19 protein-coding genes and 1 pseudogene are annotated in these 17084 nt (G+C 64.4%); 16 read left to right on the forward strand and 4 right to left on the reverse strand.

The window, feature by feature from the left end; all coding sequences use genetic code 11:
• Positions 1-8 precede the first annotated feature (8 nt).
• The 6 genes from ehuD to doeB are packed head-to-tail and all read left to right on the forward strand — an operon-like array spanning position 9 to position 5654.
• On the forward strand, positions 9-668 hold the full coding sequence (gene ehuD / locus AC0L2X_RS14115) for an ectoine/hydroxyectoine ABC transporter permease subunit EhuD (protein WP_352467665.1): 660 nt from the start codon (positions 9-11) through the stop codon (positions 666-668).
• Complete coding sequence (eutA, locus tag AC0L2X_RS14120) at positions 665-1438, forward strand: ectoine utilization protein EutA (protein ID WP_473558022.1); 774 nt, start codon at positions 665-667, stop codon at positions 1436-1438. The genes ehuD and eutA overlap by 4 nt, the downstream gene beginning before the upstream one ends.
• 10 nt (positions 1439-1448) lie before the next feature.
• Complete coding sequence (gene eutB, locus AC0L2X_RS14125; RefSeq protein ID WP_473558024.1) at positions 1449-2441, forward strand: hydroxyectoine utilization dehydratase EutB; 993 nt, start codon at positions 1449-1451, stop codon at positions 2439-2441.
• Entirely contained in the window at positions 2438-3430 is a 993-nt protein-coding gene (locus AC0L2X_RS14130; protein WP_473558027.1) for a cyclodeaminase, read from the forward strand. The genes eutB and AC0L2X_RS14130 overlap by 4 nt, the downstream gene beginning before the upstream one ends.
• 38 nt (positions 3431-3468) lie before the next feature.
• Positions 3469-4647: an ectoine hydrolase DoeA gene (gene doeA, locus AC0L2X_RS14135; RefSeq protein ID WP_473558029.1), complete on the forward strand. Its 1179-nt coding sequence runs from the start codon at positions 3469-3471 to the stop codon at positions 4645-4647.
• Between the two features lie 5 nt (positions 4648-4652).
• Positions 4653-5654, forward strand: coding sequence for a N(2)-acetyl-L-2,4-diaminobutanoate deacetylase DoeB (gene doeB, locus AC0L2X_RS14140; RefSeq protein WP_473558030.1), 1002 nt, complete (start codon positions 4653-4655; stop codon positions 5652-5654).
• A 2-nt stretch (positions 5655-5656) separates the two neighbouring features.
• On the opposite strand, the gene AC0L2X_RS14145 is transcribed toward doeB, so the two are convergent.
• Positions 5657-6316, reverse strand: a complete 660-nt coding sequence (locus AC0L2X_RS14145; protein ID WP_352467684.1) for a GntR family transcriptional regulator — start codon at positions 6314-6316, stop codon at positions 5657-5659.
• 322 nt (positions 6317-6638) lie between these two features.
• Here AC0L2X_RS14145 and AC0L2X_RS14150 point away from each other — a divergent pair, with 322 nt between their 5' ends.
• The 10 genes from AC0L2X_RS14150 to AC0L2X_RS14195 all read left to right on the forward strand — a co-directional run bounded on the left by AC0L2X_RS14150 (position 6639) and on the right by AC0L2X_RS14195 (position 15721).
• A complete protein-coding gene (locus AC0L2X_RS14150; protein ID WP_473558033.1) occupies positions 6639-7766 on the forward strand; it encodes a BMP family ABC transporter substrate-binding protein in 1128 nt (375 codons plus the stop codon).
• Positions 7767-7786: 20 nt separating this feature from the next.
• The gene (locus tag AC0L2X_RS14155) at positions 7787-8911 is read left to right on the forward strand and encodes an ABC transporter permease (RefSeq protein ID WP_473558036.1); all 1125 of its coding nucleotides are present in this window, start codon (positions 7787-7789) and stop codon (positions 8909-8911) included.
• Entirely contained in the window at positions 8911-9837 is a 927-nt protein-coding gene (locus AC0L2X_RS14160) for an ABC transporter permease (protein WP_352489886.1), read from the forward strand. The genes AC0L2X_RS14155 and AC0L2X_RS14160 overlap by 1 nt, the downstream gene beginning before the upstream one ends.
• Before the next feature lie 14 nt (positions 9838-9851).
• Entirely contained in the window at positions 9852-10553 is a 702-nt protein-coding gene (gene biuH / locus AC0L2X_RS14165; RefSeq protein ID WP_292658819.1) for a biuret amidohydrolase, read from the forward strand.
• A gap of 10 nt (positions 10554-10563) precedes the next feature.
• Positions 10564-12096 (forward strand): ABC transporter ATP-binding protein, encoded by a 1533-nt coding sequence (locus AC0L2X_RS14170; protein WP_473558038.1) that lies wholly within the window; start codon positions 10564-10566, stop codon positions 12094-12096.
• Positions 12096-12764 (forward strand): cysteine hydrolase family protein, encoded by a 669-nt coding sequence (locus AC0L2X_RS14175; protein ID WP_473558040.1) that lies wholly within the window; start codon positions 12096-12098, stop codon positions 12762-12764. The genes AC0L2X_RS14170 and AC0L2X_RS14175 overlap by 1 nt, the downstream gene beginning before the upstream one ends.
• Positions 12757-13107 (forward strand): cupin domain-containing protein, encoded by a 351-nt coding sequence (locus AC0L2X_RS14180; protein WP_473558043.1) that lies wholly within the window; start codon positions 12757-12759, stop codon positions 13105-13107. Before AC0L2X_RS14175 ends, AC0L2X_RS14180 begins: the two co-directional genes overlap by 8 nt.
• Positions 13104-14912, forward strand: coding sequence for an allophanate hydrolase (atzF, locus tag AC0L2X_RS14185; RefSeq protein ID WP_473599941.1), 1809 nt, complete (start codon positions 13104-13106; stop codon positions 14910-14912). The genes AC0L2X_RS14180 and atzF overlap by 4 nt, the downstream gene beginning before the upstream one ends.
• Positions 14913-14921: 9 nt before the next feature.
• A complete protein-coding gene (locus AC0L2X_RS14190; RefSeq protein ID WP_473558047.1) occupies positions 14922-15218 on the forward strand; it encodes a helix-turn-helix domain-containing protein in 297 nt (98 codons plus the stop codon).
• A 101-nt stretch (positions 15219-15319) separates the two neighbouring features.
• Positions 15320-15721 (forward strand): hypothetical protein, encoded by a 402-nt coding sequence (locus tag AC0L2X_RS14195; protein WP_473558166.1) that lies wholly within the window; start codon positions 15320-15322, stop codon positions 15719-15721.
• A gap of 132 nt (positions 15722-15853) precedes the next feature.
• Here AC0L2X_RS14195 and AC0L2X_RS14200 read toward each other — a convergent pair.
• The 3 genes and pseudogenes from AC0L2X_RS14200 to cueR form a co-directional block, all read right to left on the reverse strand.
• Positions 15854-15946: pseudogene (locus tag AC0L2X_RS14200) on the reverse strand (phytochelatin synthase family protein); the annotation flags it as partial.
• Positions 15947-16012: 66 nt separating this feature from the next.
• Positions 16013-16567 carry a cytochrome c gene (locus tag AC0L2X_RS14205; protein WP_473558049.1) on the reverse strand — a complete coding sequence of 185 codons (555 nt, stop codon included), beginning with the start codon at positions 16565-16567 and terminating at the stop codon, positions 16013-16015.
• Positions 16564-16962, reverse strand: a complete 399-nt coding sequence (gene cueR / locus AC0L2X_RS14210) for a Cu(I)-responsive transcriptional regulator (RefSeq protein WP_254819466.1) — start codon at positions 16960-16962, stop codon at positions 16564-16566. The genes AC0L2X_RS14205 and cueR overlap by 4 nt, the downstream gene beginning before the upstream one ends.
• Positions 16963-17084 lie beyond the last annotated feature (122 nt).

The raw sequence follows: 17084 nt of genomic DNA on the forward strand, positions 1-17084 counted from the left end.
GCCTGATAATGGAATGGGATTGGGATTTTGTCCGGCAGATCCTGCCGACGCTGATCGAGGGGGTGAAGATCACCATCCTGGCGACGCTGCTCGGCTCGGTGCTGGCGGCCATCGTTGGGCTGGGCATCGCGTTGGCGCGCCGGTCACCGAACAGGGCTCTGTCACGCACTGTCGGGTTCCTTGCCGAGTTCATCCGTGGCACGCCGCTGTTGGTGCAGCTCTATTTCATCTTCTACGTGCTGCCGGATTTCGGCGTCCTGTTGCCGCCGCTGGTGGCGGGCGTCATCGGTCTCGGGCTGCATTACGGCACTTACACGGCCGAGGTCTACCGCGCCGGCATCGATAATGTTCCGCGCGGTCAGTGGGAAGCGGCCAAGGCCTGCAACCTGAACGCCACCCAGACCTGGACGCACATCATCATTCCGCAGGCAATTCCGCCGATGATCCCGGCGCTTGCCAATTATTTCATCGCCATGTTCAAAGAGACGCCGCTGCTGTCGGCGATCACCGTGCTGGAACTGATGAACCAGGCCAAGAGCGTCGCCAATACCTATTATCGGTATATCGAACCGATCACCTTGGTCGGCGCCTTCTTCCTCGCCATCAGCCTGTTCTCGGTGGTGCTGCTGCGCTGGCTGGAACACCGTTATGGGCGGATCGAACGATGAGCGCTGCACTCGATATTCGCCTCCACTCGGCCCGGCCGGCGCTCGATGCGCGTCCGCTGGAAAAGCGGGTCGGCCTGATCGTCCTCGCAACCGACCATACGAGCGAACCGGATTTTCACCGCATGGTGGCAAGCGATCATATCGGCGTCTATGTCGCGCGTATTCCCTACGCTAACCCGACGACGCCGGACAATTTGCGCAAGATGCAGCCGTCACTGACGGCGGCTGCGGCCCTGATCCTGCCCGACGAGCCGCTCGATGCGATCTGCTATTCCTGCACCTCGGCTTCTGTCGTGATCGGCGATGCCGAAATCGAGGCGGCGGTGCAGGCCGCCAAGCCCGGCGTGCCGGTGGTCACGCCGCCGATGGCCGCGGTGCGCGGCCTGAAGGCGCTGGGCGCCAGGACGATCAGCATCCTCACTCCCTATACGGTCGAGACCAGCCGGCCGATGGCGGCCTATTTCACCGAGCATGGATTCGAAATCGTCAGCTTCACTTGCCTCGGCTTCAAGGACGACCGCGAGATGGCGCGGATTGCACCGAAATCCTTGGTCGATCTGGCCCGCGAGATGACGGCCCCGCAGGCCGACGCGCTGTTCGTGTCCTGCACGGCGCTGCGGTCGGCGGCGGCAGTTGTCGGTACGGAAGAGGCTATCGGCCGCCCCGTCGTCACCAGCAACCAGGCGACGGCCTGGAATTGCCTGCGGCTCTGCGGAGATGAGATGTCGCGCCCTGAATTCGGCCGTCTGATGACGCTGCCGTTGAACTGATTGCAGAGCCATGACCACGTCCAGGATAGGCCTCTCCGATATCTGCGCCGCGCGCGAGCGCATCGCGGGCAAGGTCGAGCGTACGCCGACCGTCACTTCCCGGAGTCTTTCCCAGCACTTGGGCGAGCCTGTTTATCTCAAGCTCGAACATCGGCAGACCACCGGCGCCTTCAAGCTGCGTGGTGCCTCGAACGCTATCGCCTCGCTGACAGAAGAGGAGAGGACGCGTGGCGTCGTCGCTGCCTCGACAGGCAATCACGGCCGGGCGCTGGCCTATGCCGCTCAACTGCAAGGTATCCACGCGACGATCTGCATGTCGCGGCTGGTGCCGCAGAACAAGCTCGACGAAATCCGCCGGCTCGGCGCCGAGATCCGCATCGTCGGCAATAGCCAGGACGATGCGCAGCAGGAGGTCGAGCGGCTGGTCGCCGAAGACGGGCTGATCATGCTGCCGCCTTTCGACCATCCCGCCATTGTCGCCGGGCAAGGCACGCTCGGGCTGGAGATTATCGAACAGGTTCCTGATGCCGCCCTTGTGCTGGTGCCGCTTTCCGGCGGCGGGCTGGCGGCTGGCGTTGCCGCTGCCGTCAAGGGCGTCAGCCCGGCGACGAAGGTGGTGGGTGTTTCGATGGCGCGTGGTGCGGCGATGAAGGCAAGCCTCGATGCCGGGCACCCGGTGCTGGTCGAGGAACTGCCGACGCTGGCCGACTCGCTTGGCGGCGGCATCGGCCTCGACAACCGGCTGACCTTTTCCATGTGCCGCGACCTGCTCGACGATGTGATCCTGCTCGGCGAGGACGAGATCGCCACCGGCATCCGCCTTGCCTATGAGCAGGAGCGCGAGATCGTCGAAGGCGCCGGCGCGGTTGGCATCGCGGCCGTGCTTGCCGGCAAGGTCAAGGCGAATGGCCCGACGGTGCTCGTTCTGTCCGGCCGCAACATCGATATGACACTGCACCGCAAGATCATCTGCGGCGAAGCAATTGCGGAGAGCGCAGCATGAGCCGTATGACGATCCTCACCGAAGCCGAATTGCGCAACATCGTGAAGCTCGATCTTGATGCCGTCGCCTGCGTCGAGAACGCGTTCCGGGCGCTCGCTACCTTGCCGGTGGCGATGCCGCCGATCCTGCGGCTGGACATTCCAGAGCATCGCGGCGAGGTCGACGTCAAGACCGCCTATGTGCCGGGCATCGATGGTTTTGCGATCAAGATCAGCCCCGGCTTTTTCGATAATCCCAAGCTCGGCCTGCCCAGCGTCAATGGCATGATGGTGTTGCTGTCGGCGAAAACCGGGCTGGTCGAGGCGCTGCTGCTCGACAATGGCTATCTCACCGACATCCGCACGGCCGCCGCCGGCGCGGTCGCCGCCAAACATCTGTCGCGGGCGGACTCTTCCATTGCCGCGATCTTCGGCGCCGGTGTTCAGGCCGGACTGCAGCTCGAGGCGCTGATGCTGGTGCGGCCGATCACCGAGGCTCGCATCTGGGCAAGGGATGCCGCCAAGGCCGAAGCCGCGGCGGACGCATTGTCCGAAAGACTGGGCATCGCCGTTCACGCCGAACCGGACGCGGCAAAGGCTGCGGCCGATGCCGACATCATCGTCACCACGACGCCGTCGACCGAGCCACTGATCAAGGCCGGCTTCGTCTCCGCCGGCCAGCACATCACCGCGATGGGCTCGGATGCCGAGCACAAGAACGAGATCGCGCCGGCGATCCTGCGCATGGCCGATCTCTACGTCGCCGATAGCGCCAAGCAGACGCGGCGGCTGGGCGAACTGCACCATGCTATCGCGGCGGGCGTGATGGCGGCCGATGCCGAGATCACCGAGCTTGGCCACATCATCGCCGGCGAAAGGCATGGCCGGCGTTCGGACAGCGACATCACCGTCACCGATCTGACCGGCACCGGTGTGCAGGACACGGCAATCGCCACGCTCGCCCGCGACCGTGCGCGTGCGGCCAAGACCGGTACGATTTTCGAAAGCTGATGCTGGCCGCAAGGCCCAACAAACGAGGACCAAGAACAATGCAGCCCAGTTTGAAATTCTCGCGCGGCGAATATGCGGAGCGCCTCGCCAAGACGCGGAAGTCGATGGAGGCCAAGGGCGTCGATCTGTTGATCGTCAGCGATCCGTCCAACATGGCCTGGCTGACCGGCTATGACGGCTGGTCGTTCTATGTGCACCAGGCCGTCATCGTGCCGCCGTCGGGCGAGCCGGTGTGGTACGGCCGCGGCCAGGACGCCAACGGCGCAAAGCGCACCGCCTATCTCGCGCACGACAACATCGTCGGCTATGCCGACAACTACGTGCAGTCGACCGAGCGCCATCCGATGGATTTTCTGTCCAGCGTGCTCTCCGATCGCGGCTGGGGGAAGCTCAGCATCGGTGTCGAGATGGACAATTACTGGTTCTCGGCCGCTGCGTTCGCATCGCTGCAGAAGCATTTGCCCAATGCCCGCTTCGTCGATGCCACTGCACTGGTCAACTGGCAGCGCGCGGTGAAGAGCCCGACCGAAATCGATTACATGCGCAAAGCCGCCCGCATCGTCGAAGCGATGCACCAGCGCATCGTCGACAAGATCGAGGTCGGCATGCGCAAATGCGACCTGGTCGCCGAGATCTACGATGCCGGCACGCGCGGCGTCGACGGAATCGGCGGCGACTATCCGGCGATCGTGCCGCTGCTGCCGTCGGGCGCCGACGCATCGGCGCCGCATCTGACCTGGGACGACCGGCCGATGAAATCGGGCGAGGGCACCTTCTTCGAGATTGCCGGCTGCTACAACCGCTATCACTGCCCGCTTTCCCGGACCGTGTTCCTCGGCAGACCGACGCAGGAGTTCCTCGACGCCGAAAAGGCGACGCTGGAAGGCATGGAGGCGGGACTTGTCGCGGCCAAGCCCGGCAACACGTGCGAGGACATCGCCAATGCCTTCTTCGCGGTGCTGAAGAGGTACGGCATCGTCAAGGACAACCGCACCGGCTATCCGATCGGGCTTAGCTATCCGCCGGATTGGGGCGAACGCACCATGAGCCTGCGTCCCGGCGACCGCACCGAGCTGAAGCCCGGCATGACCTTCCATTTCATGACCGGCCTGTGGCTGGAGACGATGGGGCTGGAAATCACCGAATCCATCCTGATCACCGAGACTGGCGTCGAGTGCCTGGCCAATGTGCCGCGCAAGCTGGTGGTGAAGAGTTGAGCCCGATGTCCAGCCTTCGTCCATCACCGATCACGCCGACCGTCGATTTCGAGCGCGACGGCGTGCAGCACGGTTTCCTGCGGCTGCCTTACAGCCGCGACGATTCTGCCTGGGGATCGGTGATGATCCCGATCTGCGTCATCCGCAACGGCAACGGGCCGAGCGCGTTGCTGACCGGCGGCAATCATGGCGACGAGTATGAGGGGCCGCTGGCGCTCTACGATCTCGCCCGAACGCTCGACCCGAAGCAAGTAAGCGGCACGATCATCATCGTGCCGGCGATGAACTATCCGGCGTTCCGCGCCGGCACGCGCACCTCGCCGATCGATAGGGGCAATCTCAACCGCAGCTTTCCCGGCCGGCCCGACGGCACGGTGACCGAGAAGATCGCCGACTATTTCCAGCGCGAACTTCTGCCCCGTACAGACATCGCGCTCGATTTCCACTCCGGCGGCAAGACGCTCGACTTCGTGCCGTTCTGCGCCGCCCACATCCGGCCCGACAAGGTGTTGGAGGAGAAAGGATTCGCTGCGGTCGAAGCGTTCTCCGCACCATGGTCGATGAAGATGCTGGAGATCGACGCGGTCGGCATGTTCGACACCGCCGCCGAAGAGATGGGCAAGCTGTTCATCACCACCGAGCTCGGCGGCGGCGGGACTTCGCGCGCGGAAACGGTGCGGATCGCGCGTCGCGGCGTGCTCAACGTGCTGCGCCATGCCGGCATCGTCGCCGGCGCGGTCGAGATGCAGCCGACCCGCTGGCTCGATATGCCGTCGGGCGATTGCTTCTCGTTCGCCGAGGACGACGGGATGATCGAAACCATGATCGATCTCGGCGAGCCGGTGGCAGAAAACCAGGTACTGGCACGCATCCATTCCGTCGGCCGCACCGGCGGCGCTCCGCAGGAGATACGGGCCAAAATGTCCGGTCTGTTGGCGGCGCGGCATTTTCCGGGGCTGGTCAAGGCCGGCGACTGCGCCGCCGTGGTCGCCGTGTTGGTCGATTGACGTCAGGAAGCCGATGTCGGGAACGGCTCGGCCTTGCCTTTGGGGCGATCGCCGATGGCAAAGACGGCGCTCGCCTCGCTGACGATCGAGACATGATCCTTGGCGGCTGTTCCGGCCGCCGCACTGTCGCCGCGCATGATTGCGGTGACGATGGCGTCATGCTCCTGCCAGGACTGGGCCAGCCGCCCGGGCAGCATGAATTGCGCGCGCCGGAACGGCGCCAGGCGGCCGCGGGTCATGACGGTCAACTCATAAATGTGCTTGCTGTGGGCGCCGCGATAGAGCCGGGTGTGGAACTCGGTGTTGAAAAGCTCATACTCTTCTTCGGCCCCGAGCTGCACCAAGCGCGCCGATGCCTGATGCTCGGCCTCCAGCGTGCGGCGCTCGCCGGCCGTCATGCGCTCGGCCGAGAAGCGCGCGCAGATCGCTTCAAGCTCGGCCATGCTTTCGAACATCGAGGCGAGGTGCTCCTGCGTCACCACGGCGACGGTGGCGCCACGGTTCGGTCGCCTTTCGACCAGCCCCATGGCGCTGAGCCGGCTGAGCGCTTCCCTGATCGGCGTGCGTGAGACGTCGAAGCGGGCGGCGAGCGAGGCCTCGTCGAGCTTTTCGCCGGGACGCAGGAAGCCGGTGACGATCCGGTCGCTGATCGCCCTCACCATCTGATCGACGGTCGTGCCCGACCTGATCAAATTGCGCTTTCCCGACACGTCTCCTCCGTCCAGTCTTTTCGCGAGAGCCGTAAGCCACTCACCGGCTTCGATTCCTCCGCAGCTCTGTATGCCTATGTTTTAGCCTTCATGTCAAATTGGCGATTTTGAAGGCAAAAAGTGTATGCAATTGCTCCGGCTTTGTGCAGTCCACATCGGCATGCTCATTGATATTGCTGAATAAATCCAATTTCTGAAACTGGCATGCTGATTGCATACACTTCTTTCATTGAGGTGTTAACCGGCCCCAAAGGCCCCACAGAGGGAGCATTCAATGTCCGAGAAATTCATGCTTAGCCGCCGCGACCTGCTCAAGACTTCCGCCGCCGGAGCTGCGCTCGGCCTTGCGTCGGCATCGTTTCCGATCAGCAGGGCCTTCGCCGCGACGGCCACCGTCGGCTTCATCTATGTCGGGCCAAAGGACGATTACGGCTACAACCAGGCGCACGCCGAAGGCGCCGCCACGCTGAAGGCGATCGAAGGCATTTCCGTCGTCGAAGAGGAGAACGTGCCGGAGACGGTCGACGTCCAAAAGACGATGGAATCGATGATCAATCTCGACGGTGCGTCGCTGATCTTCCCGACCTCGTTCGGCTATTTCGATCCGCACATGCTGGCCATGTGCGCGAAATTTCCCGACGTGCAGTTCCGCCATTGCGGCGGCATGTGGAACAAGGACAAGCATCCGATGAATGCCGGTTCCTATTTCGGCTATATCGGCATGGGCCAGTATCTGAACGGCGTCGTCGCCGGCCACGCCAGCAAGACCAAGAAGCTCGGCTTCGTCGCGGCAAAGCCGATCCCGCAGGTGTTGCTCAACATCAATTCCTTCCTGCTCGGCGCACGCTCGGTCGACCCGACCATCACCTGCCAGGTGATCTTCACCGGCGAGTGGTCGCTGGCGGTCAAGGAGGCGGAGGCCACCAATGCGCTGGTCGACCAGGGTGCCGACGTCATCACTTGCCATGTCGACAGCCCCAAGGTGGTGGTCGAGACGGCGGCCGGACGTGGCGCCTTCGTCTGCGGCTATCATGCCAACCAGAGCCCGCTGGCGCCGGAAAAATACCTGACCGGCGCGGAATGGAACTGGGCCAAGGTCTACAAGATGTTCGTCGACGATCTGGTGGCCGGCACACCGCTGCCCAATTTCACGCGCGGCGGCCTGGCCGACGGCTTCGTCAAGATGAGCCCGCTCGGCCCCGCTGTTGGCGCCGCCGCCCGCAAGCAGTTCGACGGCACGCTGGCCGAAATGATGAAAGGCGGCTTTTCCGTCATCAAGGGTCCGCTGAAGAGCAACAAGGGCGTCGTCGTCGCGACCGAGGGCCAGGCCTTCGTCGAGACCGCGCTCGAACTCGAAAGCATGGACTACCTCGTCGAGGGCGTCGTCGGTTCGACCGCCTGAACCGGATCGGAGACGGGGCCATGGCAGACACGGTCAGCACTGCGGGCGCACCGGCGCTGTTTGGCGCCAGGAATTATCCGGCGGCGCTCGAATGGGCGGCGCGGCGCGCGGAAGCCTTCGTCATACCGCTCGCGGCGCTGATCGTCGGCATGGCGCTGTTCAGCGTGTTCATCGCGCTGGTCGGCAAATCGCCGTTGCAACTCTACGAGACGATGTGGCGCGGCGGCTTCGGCTCGTGGTTCTCGATCCAGAACTCGCTGTCGCGGGCAGCACCGCTTTTACTGGCAGCGCTCTGCGTGGCGCTGCCGGCACGGCTCGGACTCGTCGTCATTGGCGGCGAGGGCGCGATCGTGCTGGGCGGCGTTGCCGCCGCCGCCATCGGCGTCGCGGCGAATGGCGCGCCGGCTTTTGTGGTCATCCTGCTGATGGGCGCGGCGGGCGTGGTCGCCGGCGGCATCTGGATCGGTGCCGTCGGCGCACTCCGCCACTACCGCGCCGTCAACGAAACCATCTCCAGCCTGCTGATGGCCTATATCGCCATCGCGCTGATGAACCATCTGGTCGAAGGGCCGCTGCGCGATCCGGCCTCGCTCAACAAACCCTCGACCGAGCCGCTGGTGGACGCCTACCGCATCGGCAACATTCCAGGCATGGACGTGCACTGGGGCCTGGTCGTCGGCATTCTCGCCTGCGTCCTGTCCTGGCTGCTGATCGAAAAGACGCGCTGGGGCTTTGCCGCCCGCATCGCCGGCGGCAATGTCAGGGCGGCCCAGGTGCAAGGGCTTGCCGTCGGGCCGCTGATCGTCGGCTTCACCGGGTTGGCCGGCGGCTTCGCCGGGCTGGCCGGCATGCTGGAGGTCGGCGCCGTACAAGGCAGCGCCAACGCCTCGCTCGCCGCCGGCTATGGCTATACCGGCATCCTCGTCGCCTTCCTCGCCCGCCACAATCCGCTCGCCATCATTCCGGTCGCTTTCCTGCTCGGCGGCATCGGCGCTTCCGGCGGGCTGATCCAACGCCGCATGGACCTACCCGACGCCACCGTGCTGGTGCTGCAAGGCATGCTGTTCGTGGTCATCCTGTTCAGCGAAACCTTTTACGGCCGCTTCAAGGTCTTCAATCCCGATCTGTGGAAGAGGGGTTCCTGATGGACGCGACCGAGATCGGCCTGTGGGGCGTGCCGCTCGCCATTCTCGGCGGCGCCATCCGCGTCTCGACGCCCTTCATCTTCGTCTCGCTCGGCGAAGCCATCACCGAGCGCTCCGGCCGCATCAATCTCGGCCTCGAAGGCACACTGGTCTTCGGTGCCATGACCGCCTACGCCGTCGCAGTGATGACCGGCTCGCCATGGCTCGGCCTGCTGGCCGCCGCAGGTGCCGGTCTTTGCTTCGGCCTGTTCCACGGCTGGATCTGCAAATTCCGCGGGGTGAACGACATCGCCATCGGTATCGCACTGATGCTGTTCGGCTCGGGTCTCGCCTTCTTCTTCGGCAAGCCGTTCATCCAGCCCTCGGCGCCAGACCTGCCGGCTATCGCCTTCGGTGGCTGGTCGGATATCCCGCAGGTGCAGGCGGCGCTCAACGTCAACGTGCTGTTCCTGATTGGTGCGGCACTTGCCGTGTTTCTATGGTGGGCCTTCCGCAACACGCGCGCCGGCCTGATCGTGCGGGTGGTCGGCGACAGCTCCGATGCGGCGCGCGCCATGGGCCTCAATCCCAACACCGTGCGCCTGCTTGCGACAGGCGTGGGCGGCGCGCTCGCCGGCATCGGCGGCGCCTATCTGTCGCTCTACTACCCCGGCAGCTGGACCGAACGCATTTCGTCGGGACAGGGGCTGATGGCGGTGGCGCTGGTCATCTTCGCGCGCTGGAATCCGCTTGGCTGCTTTGCGGCGGCACTGTTGTTCGGCGGCGCCGGCGCGTTAGGCCCGGCACTGCAATCGGTCGGGGTGACGCAGGGCTACTATCTCTTTTACGCCGCGCCTTACATCCTCACGCTCATCATCATGATCGCCACCTCGTCGCCGAGCCGCTCGCTTGCCGGCGCGCCGGGCGAATTGTCGATCACCAAATGACTGGAGTTTTTCCGATGAACGCCAGAGCCGAGATCACCCAGCGCTACATCGACGCCGACCCTTATCCATGGCCCTATAATGGCGAGCTTCGGCCGGACAATACGGCGCTGATCATCATCGACATGCAGACCGATTTCTGCGGGCCGGGCGGCTATGTCGATCATATGGGCTACGATCTTTCGCTGGTGCGGGCGCCGATCGAGCCGATCAAGTCGGTGCTCGCAGCCATGCGGGCCAAGGGCTACACCATCATCCACACGCGCGAGGGCCACCGGCCCGATCTCGCCGACCTGCCGGCCAACAAGCGCTGGCGCTCGCGCCGCATCAATGCCGGCATCGGCGACCCCGGACCTTGCGGTCGCATCCTGGTGCGCGGCGAAGCCGGCTGGGACATCATCCCCGACCTCTATCCGGCGGCGGGCGAACCGATCATCGACAAGCCGGGCAAGGGCTCGTTCTGCGCCACCGACCTGGAGCTGATCCTGCATCAGCGCGGCATCGAAAACATCGTGCTGACCGGTATCACCACCGATGTCTGTGTCCACACGACGATGCGCGAGGCCAACGATCGCGGCTTCGAATGCGTGATGCTGGAGGATTGCTGCGGCGCGACCGACTACGGCAACCATCTCGCTGCGATCAAGATGATCAAGATGCAGGGCGGCGTGTTCGGCGCGGTGTCGAATTCGGCATCCTTCGTAGCGCAGCTGCCGTGAGGACACGATCTTGAGTGGAAGCATCGGCAAGAAAGCCGTCGGCGTCGAGACCATCGGCATGACCATGCGCTTCGGCGCCTTCACCGCGCTGGACGACGTCTCGATCAGGGTGCCGGCGGGATCGTTTCATGCGCTGCTCGGCGAAAACGGCGCCGGCAAATCGACGCTTGTCAAATGCATGATGGGTTTTTACCACCCGACCGCCGGCGACATGCTGGTCGAAGGCCGCGAGGTCGCAATCGCCAGTCCCAAGGACGCCTCGGCATTAGGGCTCGGCATGGTCTACCAGCATTTCACGCTCGTCCCGTCGCTGACCGGTGCGGAGAACCTGGTCATTTCGCGCGAGAAGGTGCCCGGCATCATCGACTGGCGCAAGGAGCGCGCCGCGCTTGCGCAATTCATGCAGCGCATGCCGTTCAAGCTGCCGCTCGACGTCAAGGTTGCCGAGCTTGCCGCGGGTGAGAAGCAGAAGCTCGAAATCATCAAGCAGCTCTATCTCGGCCGCAGTTTCCTGGTGCTCGACGAGCCGACTTCGGTGCTCACTCCCGGCGAGGCGCAGGAAGTGCTTGGCCTGGTGCGCGACATGACCAGGACCGGCGACCTTACCGTGCTGATGATCTCGCATAAATTCCACGAGGTGACGGCCTTTGCTGACGACATCACTGTGCTGCGGAAGGGCAGGCTGACCGGAACCGGCAAAGTCTCGGAGCTTTCGCACAAGCAGATGGCGGCGATGATGATCGGTGACCAGCCGATCGCCGCGCTCGACAGCCGCGCTCCGGTGCCGGCCGGCGCCAGGCAGGTGCTGACGGTAAAGTCGCTGAAGGCGCCCGACCGCACCGGCTTGAAAACCATCGACATCGGCGAGCTCGATGTAAAGTCCGGCGAGATCGTCGGCATTGCCGGCATCTCCGGCAACGGCCAGAAGGAGTTTCTCGAAGTGCTAGCCGGACAGCGGGCGCGCAATGGCGGCGACGTTCTGGTGAAAGGCTCGCCCTATGGCGCCAGCCGCAGCGAGGCGCGCACGCTCAATGTCCGCTTCATTCCGGAGGAGCCGTTGCGCAATGCCTGCGCGCCGAAGATGACGGTGGCGGAAAACATGGCCTTCCGCACCTTCGACCTCAACGAGGCCGGCAAGCCGGTCAACTGGATCAGGATGAGTGCGATCAGGGACTACGCGGCCCGCCTAGTCGAACAGTTCAAGGTCAAGACGGCATCCCTCGCTTCGCCGATTTCGTCGCTCTCGGGCGGCAATGTGCAGCGCGCGGTGCTGGCGCGGGAACTGACCGGCGAGGTCGATTTGCTCATCGTGTCGAACCCCTGCTTCGGACTCGACTTCTCCGCCGTCGCCGAAATCCGCGCCCGCATCATGAAGGCGCGCAATGCCGGCGCCGCAGTGCTCCTAATGTCGGAGGACCTTGATGAGCTGCTCGAGCTCTCGGACCGCATCTTCGTCATGTCGGACGGCGCGCTGGTCTACGAGACGCCGATCGCGCAGGCGAGCGTGCAGACGATCGGCGAGCACATGGCGGGACATCACTGATGGCGGAGATCGAGGCGCTGCCGTTTCCGCTTGCCTTCAGGCCTGAGGCGGTGGCGCTGATCGTCATCGACATGCAACGCGACTTTGCCGAACCCGGCGGCTTCGGCGCCAGCCTCGGCAACGACGTCAGCCGCATCACGGCGATCGTGCCGACGGTGAAGAGGCTGATCGAGGGCTTTCGCGCGGCCGGGCTGCCGGTCATCCATACGATGGAGTGCCACAAGGCAGATCTTTCGGATCTGCCGCCAGCCAAGCGCAATCGCGGCAACCCGTCGATCCGGATCGGCGATGTCGGGCCGATGGGTCGCGTGCTGATCGTCGGTGAGCCGGGAACGGCGATCCTCGATGAACTTGCCCCACTGCCTGGCGAGATCGTCATCGAAAAGCCGGGCAAGGGCGCGTTCTATGCCACCAGCTTCGGCGACGAGCTGAAGCGGCTCGGCGCACAGCAACTCGTCTTTGCCGGGGTGACGACGGAGGTCTGCGTGCAGACGACGATGCGCGAGGCCAACGACCGCGGCTATGAATGCCTGCTGGCGGAGGATGCCACCGAGAGTTATTTTGCCGAGTTCAAGGCGGCCGCCCTGGCCATGATCAGGGCGCAGGGCGCCATCGTCGGCTGGACGGCGACAACCGACCAAGTGCTCGAGGGGATTGCCAATGCCTAACCTTGCCTTTGCCGGCCTCCTCAATGGTGGCTGGCGCGATCTGGCGTTCGGGCATTTCCGCGATGGCATTACGGCGCACTGGCTGCTCAAGGGCGGACCGACGGAACCGTCGGTCGCGATCCTGAACTACCGGCCCGGCGCCAGCGTGCCGCGCCATCGCCATGCGGGGCTGGAAACGATCATCGTGCTGGAAGGCACACAGAGCGACGAGAATGGCGATCATGCCGCGGGCAGCGTGATCCTGAACCCGGTCGGAACCGAGCATTCGGTATGGACAAAAGACGGCTGCGTGGTGCTCATTCAGTGGAACCTGCCGGTAGTCATTCTGGGCGAGGCCGAATGAGCGAGATCCATTTCGATATTGCGAGCCTGCACGCTGCCTATCGGGCCGGCGTCAGCATCGGCGAGATAATCGATACGGTCCATGCGCGGCTCGCAGCGGCCGATGACCCCGGCATCTTCATCCATCTGGCGAGCAGGGCGGAGATGCTGGCCGAGGCGGAAAAGCTCGGCCTCTTCGATCCCGTGGCAAAGCCGCTGTGGGGCGTACCGTTCGCGGTCAAGGACAACATCGATGTTGCGGGCATGCCGACGACGGCCGGCTGCGCCGAATTTGCTTATCTGCCGGCGAAAGATGCCACAGTCGTCGCGCGGCTCAAGGCCGCCGGCGCGCTGGTCGTCGGCAAGACCAATCTCGACCAGTTCGCCACCGGCCTGGTCGGCGTGCGCACGCCCTATCCAATCCCGAGGAATGCGATCGACCCGAAGCTGGTGCCGGGCGGCTCCTCATGCGGCTCGGCCGTGGCGACGGCGCGTGGCATCGTCTCGTTCGCGCTCGGCACCGACACGGCCGGTTCGGGCCGCATACCTGCAGGCCTCAACAACATCGTCGGGCTGAAGCCGAGCGTCGGCGCGCTGTCGGCCACCGGCGTCGTGCCGGCCTGCCGCACGCTCGACTGCGTCTCGGTCTTCGCGCTCACCGTCGACGACGCCTACCACGTGTTCGAGGCGGCGGCGGCAAAGGACGACGCCGATCCCTATTCGCGTGACCTCGGCGTCCAACCGCTTACCGCGTGCCCGCCGGTGCTGACGGTTGGCGTGCCGGCCAGGGCCGACTGGACCTTCTTCGGCGACGAGGCGATGCAGGCGGGCTTCGAGGCCGCCCTTGCCTCGATGGAGACGCTGGGCTGCAGGCTGGTCGAAATCCCGTTCGGTGATTTCTACGCCACCGCCAACCTGCTCTACGAAGGCGCCTGGGTGGCCGAGCGTTATGCCGCGATCAAGGACTTCATGGACGCCAACGAGGCCGCCATGCATCCGGTGACGCGGCAGATCATCGGCGGCGCGCGAAAGCTTTCCGCAGCGGACGCCTTCAACGGGCTCTATGCCTTGCAGGCCTACAAGGCCAGGCTTGCGCCGGTCATCACCTCGGTCGATCTCTTCTGTGTGCCGACCGCGCCGACCCACTACACGGTCGAGGCGGTTCTCGCCGATCCGATCGTCACGAACAGCCGGCTCGGCACCTACACCAACTTCGTCAACCTGCTCGACATGTGCGGCATAGCCGTGCCGGCCGGAATTCGTAGCGACGGTTTGCCGACGAGCGTCACCTTGCTTGCCGCGGCGGGCAAGGACCATTTGACGGCGTCGCTTGCGCGCGATGTCCATGCGGCAAGCGGCCTTGCGCTGGGCGCTACAGGCTGGCCGCTGCCGCAGCGTGGCGACCCTTGCGTAGACGTGGACGAAGGCACGATCGAACTGGCCGTCGTCGGCGCGCATCTGTCGGGCATGGCGCTGAACGGCCAGCTGCAGCAACTCGGCGCGATTTTCGCCCGGGCTGCCAGTACGGCGCCGCTCTACCGGCTTTACGCGCTCGCCGGCCAGTCGGTGCCGCGACCGGGGCTCGAGCGCAGCTGCAACGGCAAGGGGACAGCGATCGAGGTCGAAGTCTGGCGGCTGTCGCCGCAAGCCTTCGGCCGTTTCGTCGCCGCGATCCCGCCGCCGCTCGGCATCGGCACGCTTCTGCTCGATGACGGAACTTCGCCGAAAGGCTTCCTCGTCGAAAGTGCCGGCCTCACCGATGCAGAGGAGATTTCGCATTTCGGCGGCTGGCGCAATTTCATGGCGGGTCAGCTGCAGCGGAGCTGACGACAAAGAATGCCCGTCGCATGCGCGGCGAACCCGGAAGCGCTCGGACGGCGGCGGACCAGCTTCGTGTTTGCCGGCCTCGGCCCCTCGCAGATCCGGCGGTTATTCCAAAAGAATCTGCGGACAAGCCCGCACCAGTGGCTGATGCGTGAGAGGCTGATGCAGATGCAATCGCTGCTGGTGCGGAGCAACCGTAAGCTGGCCGAGGTCGCCGAGGCCTGCGGTTTCTGCGACGTCTGTCATTTCGGGCGCGAGTTCAAGCGCTCAGTGGGATATCGCCGGCCGCATGGCGCCGCATCGAGTTAAGCGCCGGGCCGGGACATTAGGTCGACGGCCTAGGTCGTATGATGATAGCTGGACTGACTGCTTGCGACCACTCGTCGACCGTCATCCGCCGGAGGCCCCCTTTGGTTCTGTATATACCGTTGTCCTTAGACACGCCGATCAGAAGCAGCGTCAGCGACCTCATCAGCCTTCGCTCTGACGGCGACGCGATTTTGGCGACGTTCATCGTGCCACACGATAAAACCAAGGCGCTTCGTGTCCACTTTCATGCCAGCTATGTTATGAGAATGTGCGACGAGCACGTCTTGAACCTCGAGGATCTGCCAATAACCCGACAAGGGCTGATTGGGGAGCATTTTCTCTATCAGGTCGAAGGTGCTGACTTTCTACTCCATCAACCCGCGATTAAAGACAGCTATCGGGGAGCGAAACACTTTCGCTGCGTGACTGGATCGACCTGTCTGGACGTCGTCGCAGATGACCCGCCGACTGTGATGTTGGTCTCGCGTGACAGCGCGAACTGATCGCGTCCGTTCAGCTTCGCTCTTAAAGCCGCATTGAGAACGTCCGGTCCCACCACTTTGCCGACATTGGACTTTTATTGTCACGCTCTGGAACGATGCGCGTCCTGTCGCTGTCCCGAACAGTGTTACGAAAAGCAGCAAGCCGCGCGTTGTGCCGCCATCGCCATCGATCGTGTCAACGGCTGAGAACAGGCGGTCACGCTCGATCAGCCAAGGCTTGTAGTCCAGCGCCGCACCCGACCAAGCAGCCATCCGGTCCTGCAGCAATATATCTCGCGGATCGGTGGGCTTTCACATGGTCCTTTGCCGGAACTTGGAATGGCAGCTCGAGCAATCCTGCAAGATAAGATGCAGGAGGTGCTCTGCCGGCAATTTAGCGGGATCGGCTTCCGCCGCCGGCCGCTTGCCAAGCAGGCTGCCACCGCCCATTGCCAGGCCGGAACCCATTCTCATATCGTCGGTGATGCGAGGCGGCGCCCGCTCGGCGTCGGAGGCCAGGGCGCTGGCCAGCGTCCCGATATGACGAGCCAGTGCTTCGAACTCCGCGCGGGCGGAGTCGATATCCGGCTTGGCGCCTGAAGGCGCACCCAACGTCGCGCTGGGGAATTCGGCAATCAAGGCAGGGCCGGTGCGGGCGCGGATGGTCTCGGCCGCCGCCTTGAAAGCCACGGCGTCATAGGCCTGCTTGCCGTCGAACATCCCGGCGATCGCCTTTGCCGCCGCGGCCATTTCCTTCATCGAGGCCTGGCGAGCCTCGATGACCCCATCACGGCCCGAATGGGCGGCAGCGAGCACGACTGAGACGCAGGCAAGCGACAGCACCGTTACAGCGGCTGCGAGCCTCACTGGGCCACGCCTTGTCCTGCCAGCTCGTCAATGATCGGGCAATCCGGCCGCTCGTCGCCGTGGCAGTGACTGACCAGATGGTGGAGCAAGCCGCGCAATCCGACCAGTTCTGCGATCTTCCTGTCGATCTCCACCAGCTTGGCTTTCGCGATCGCCTTCACGTCGGCGCTGTCACGTTCCCTGTCCTGGTACAGCGACAGCAGCTGGCGGCATTCGTCGACCGAAAACCCCAGGCTTCGCGAGCGCTGCAGGAAGCGCAGCCGGTGAATATCGGCGGTCGAGTAATCGCGATAGCCGTTGTCGGTTCGGGCCGGGTGCAAGAGCCCGATATCCTCGTAGTAACGGATCGTCTTGGCCGGCAAGCCGGATTTTTCGGATGCGACGCCGATGTTCATGACGGAAATCTCCTTTGTCGGAGGAAATAGGCCTTCCAGTGGATGGAAGGTCAACATGATGTGGCGATTTTGGATGCCCGACGCAACCGCCCGCCCGCTCCAACCGTTTGCCTGCCAACAGC

The sequence above is a fragment of the Mesorhizobium sp. WSM4828 genome (assembly GCF_055811175.1).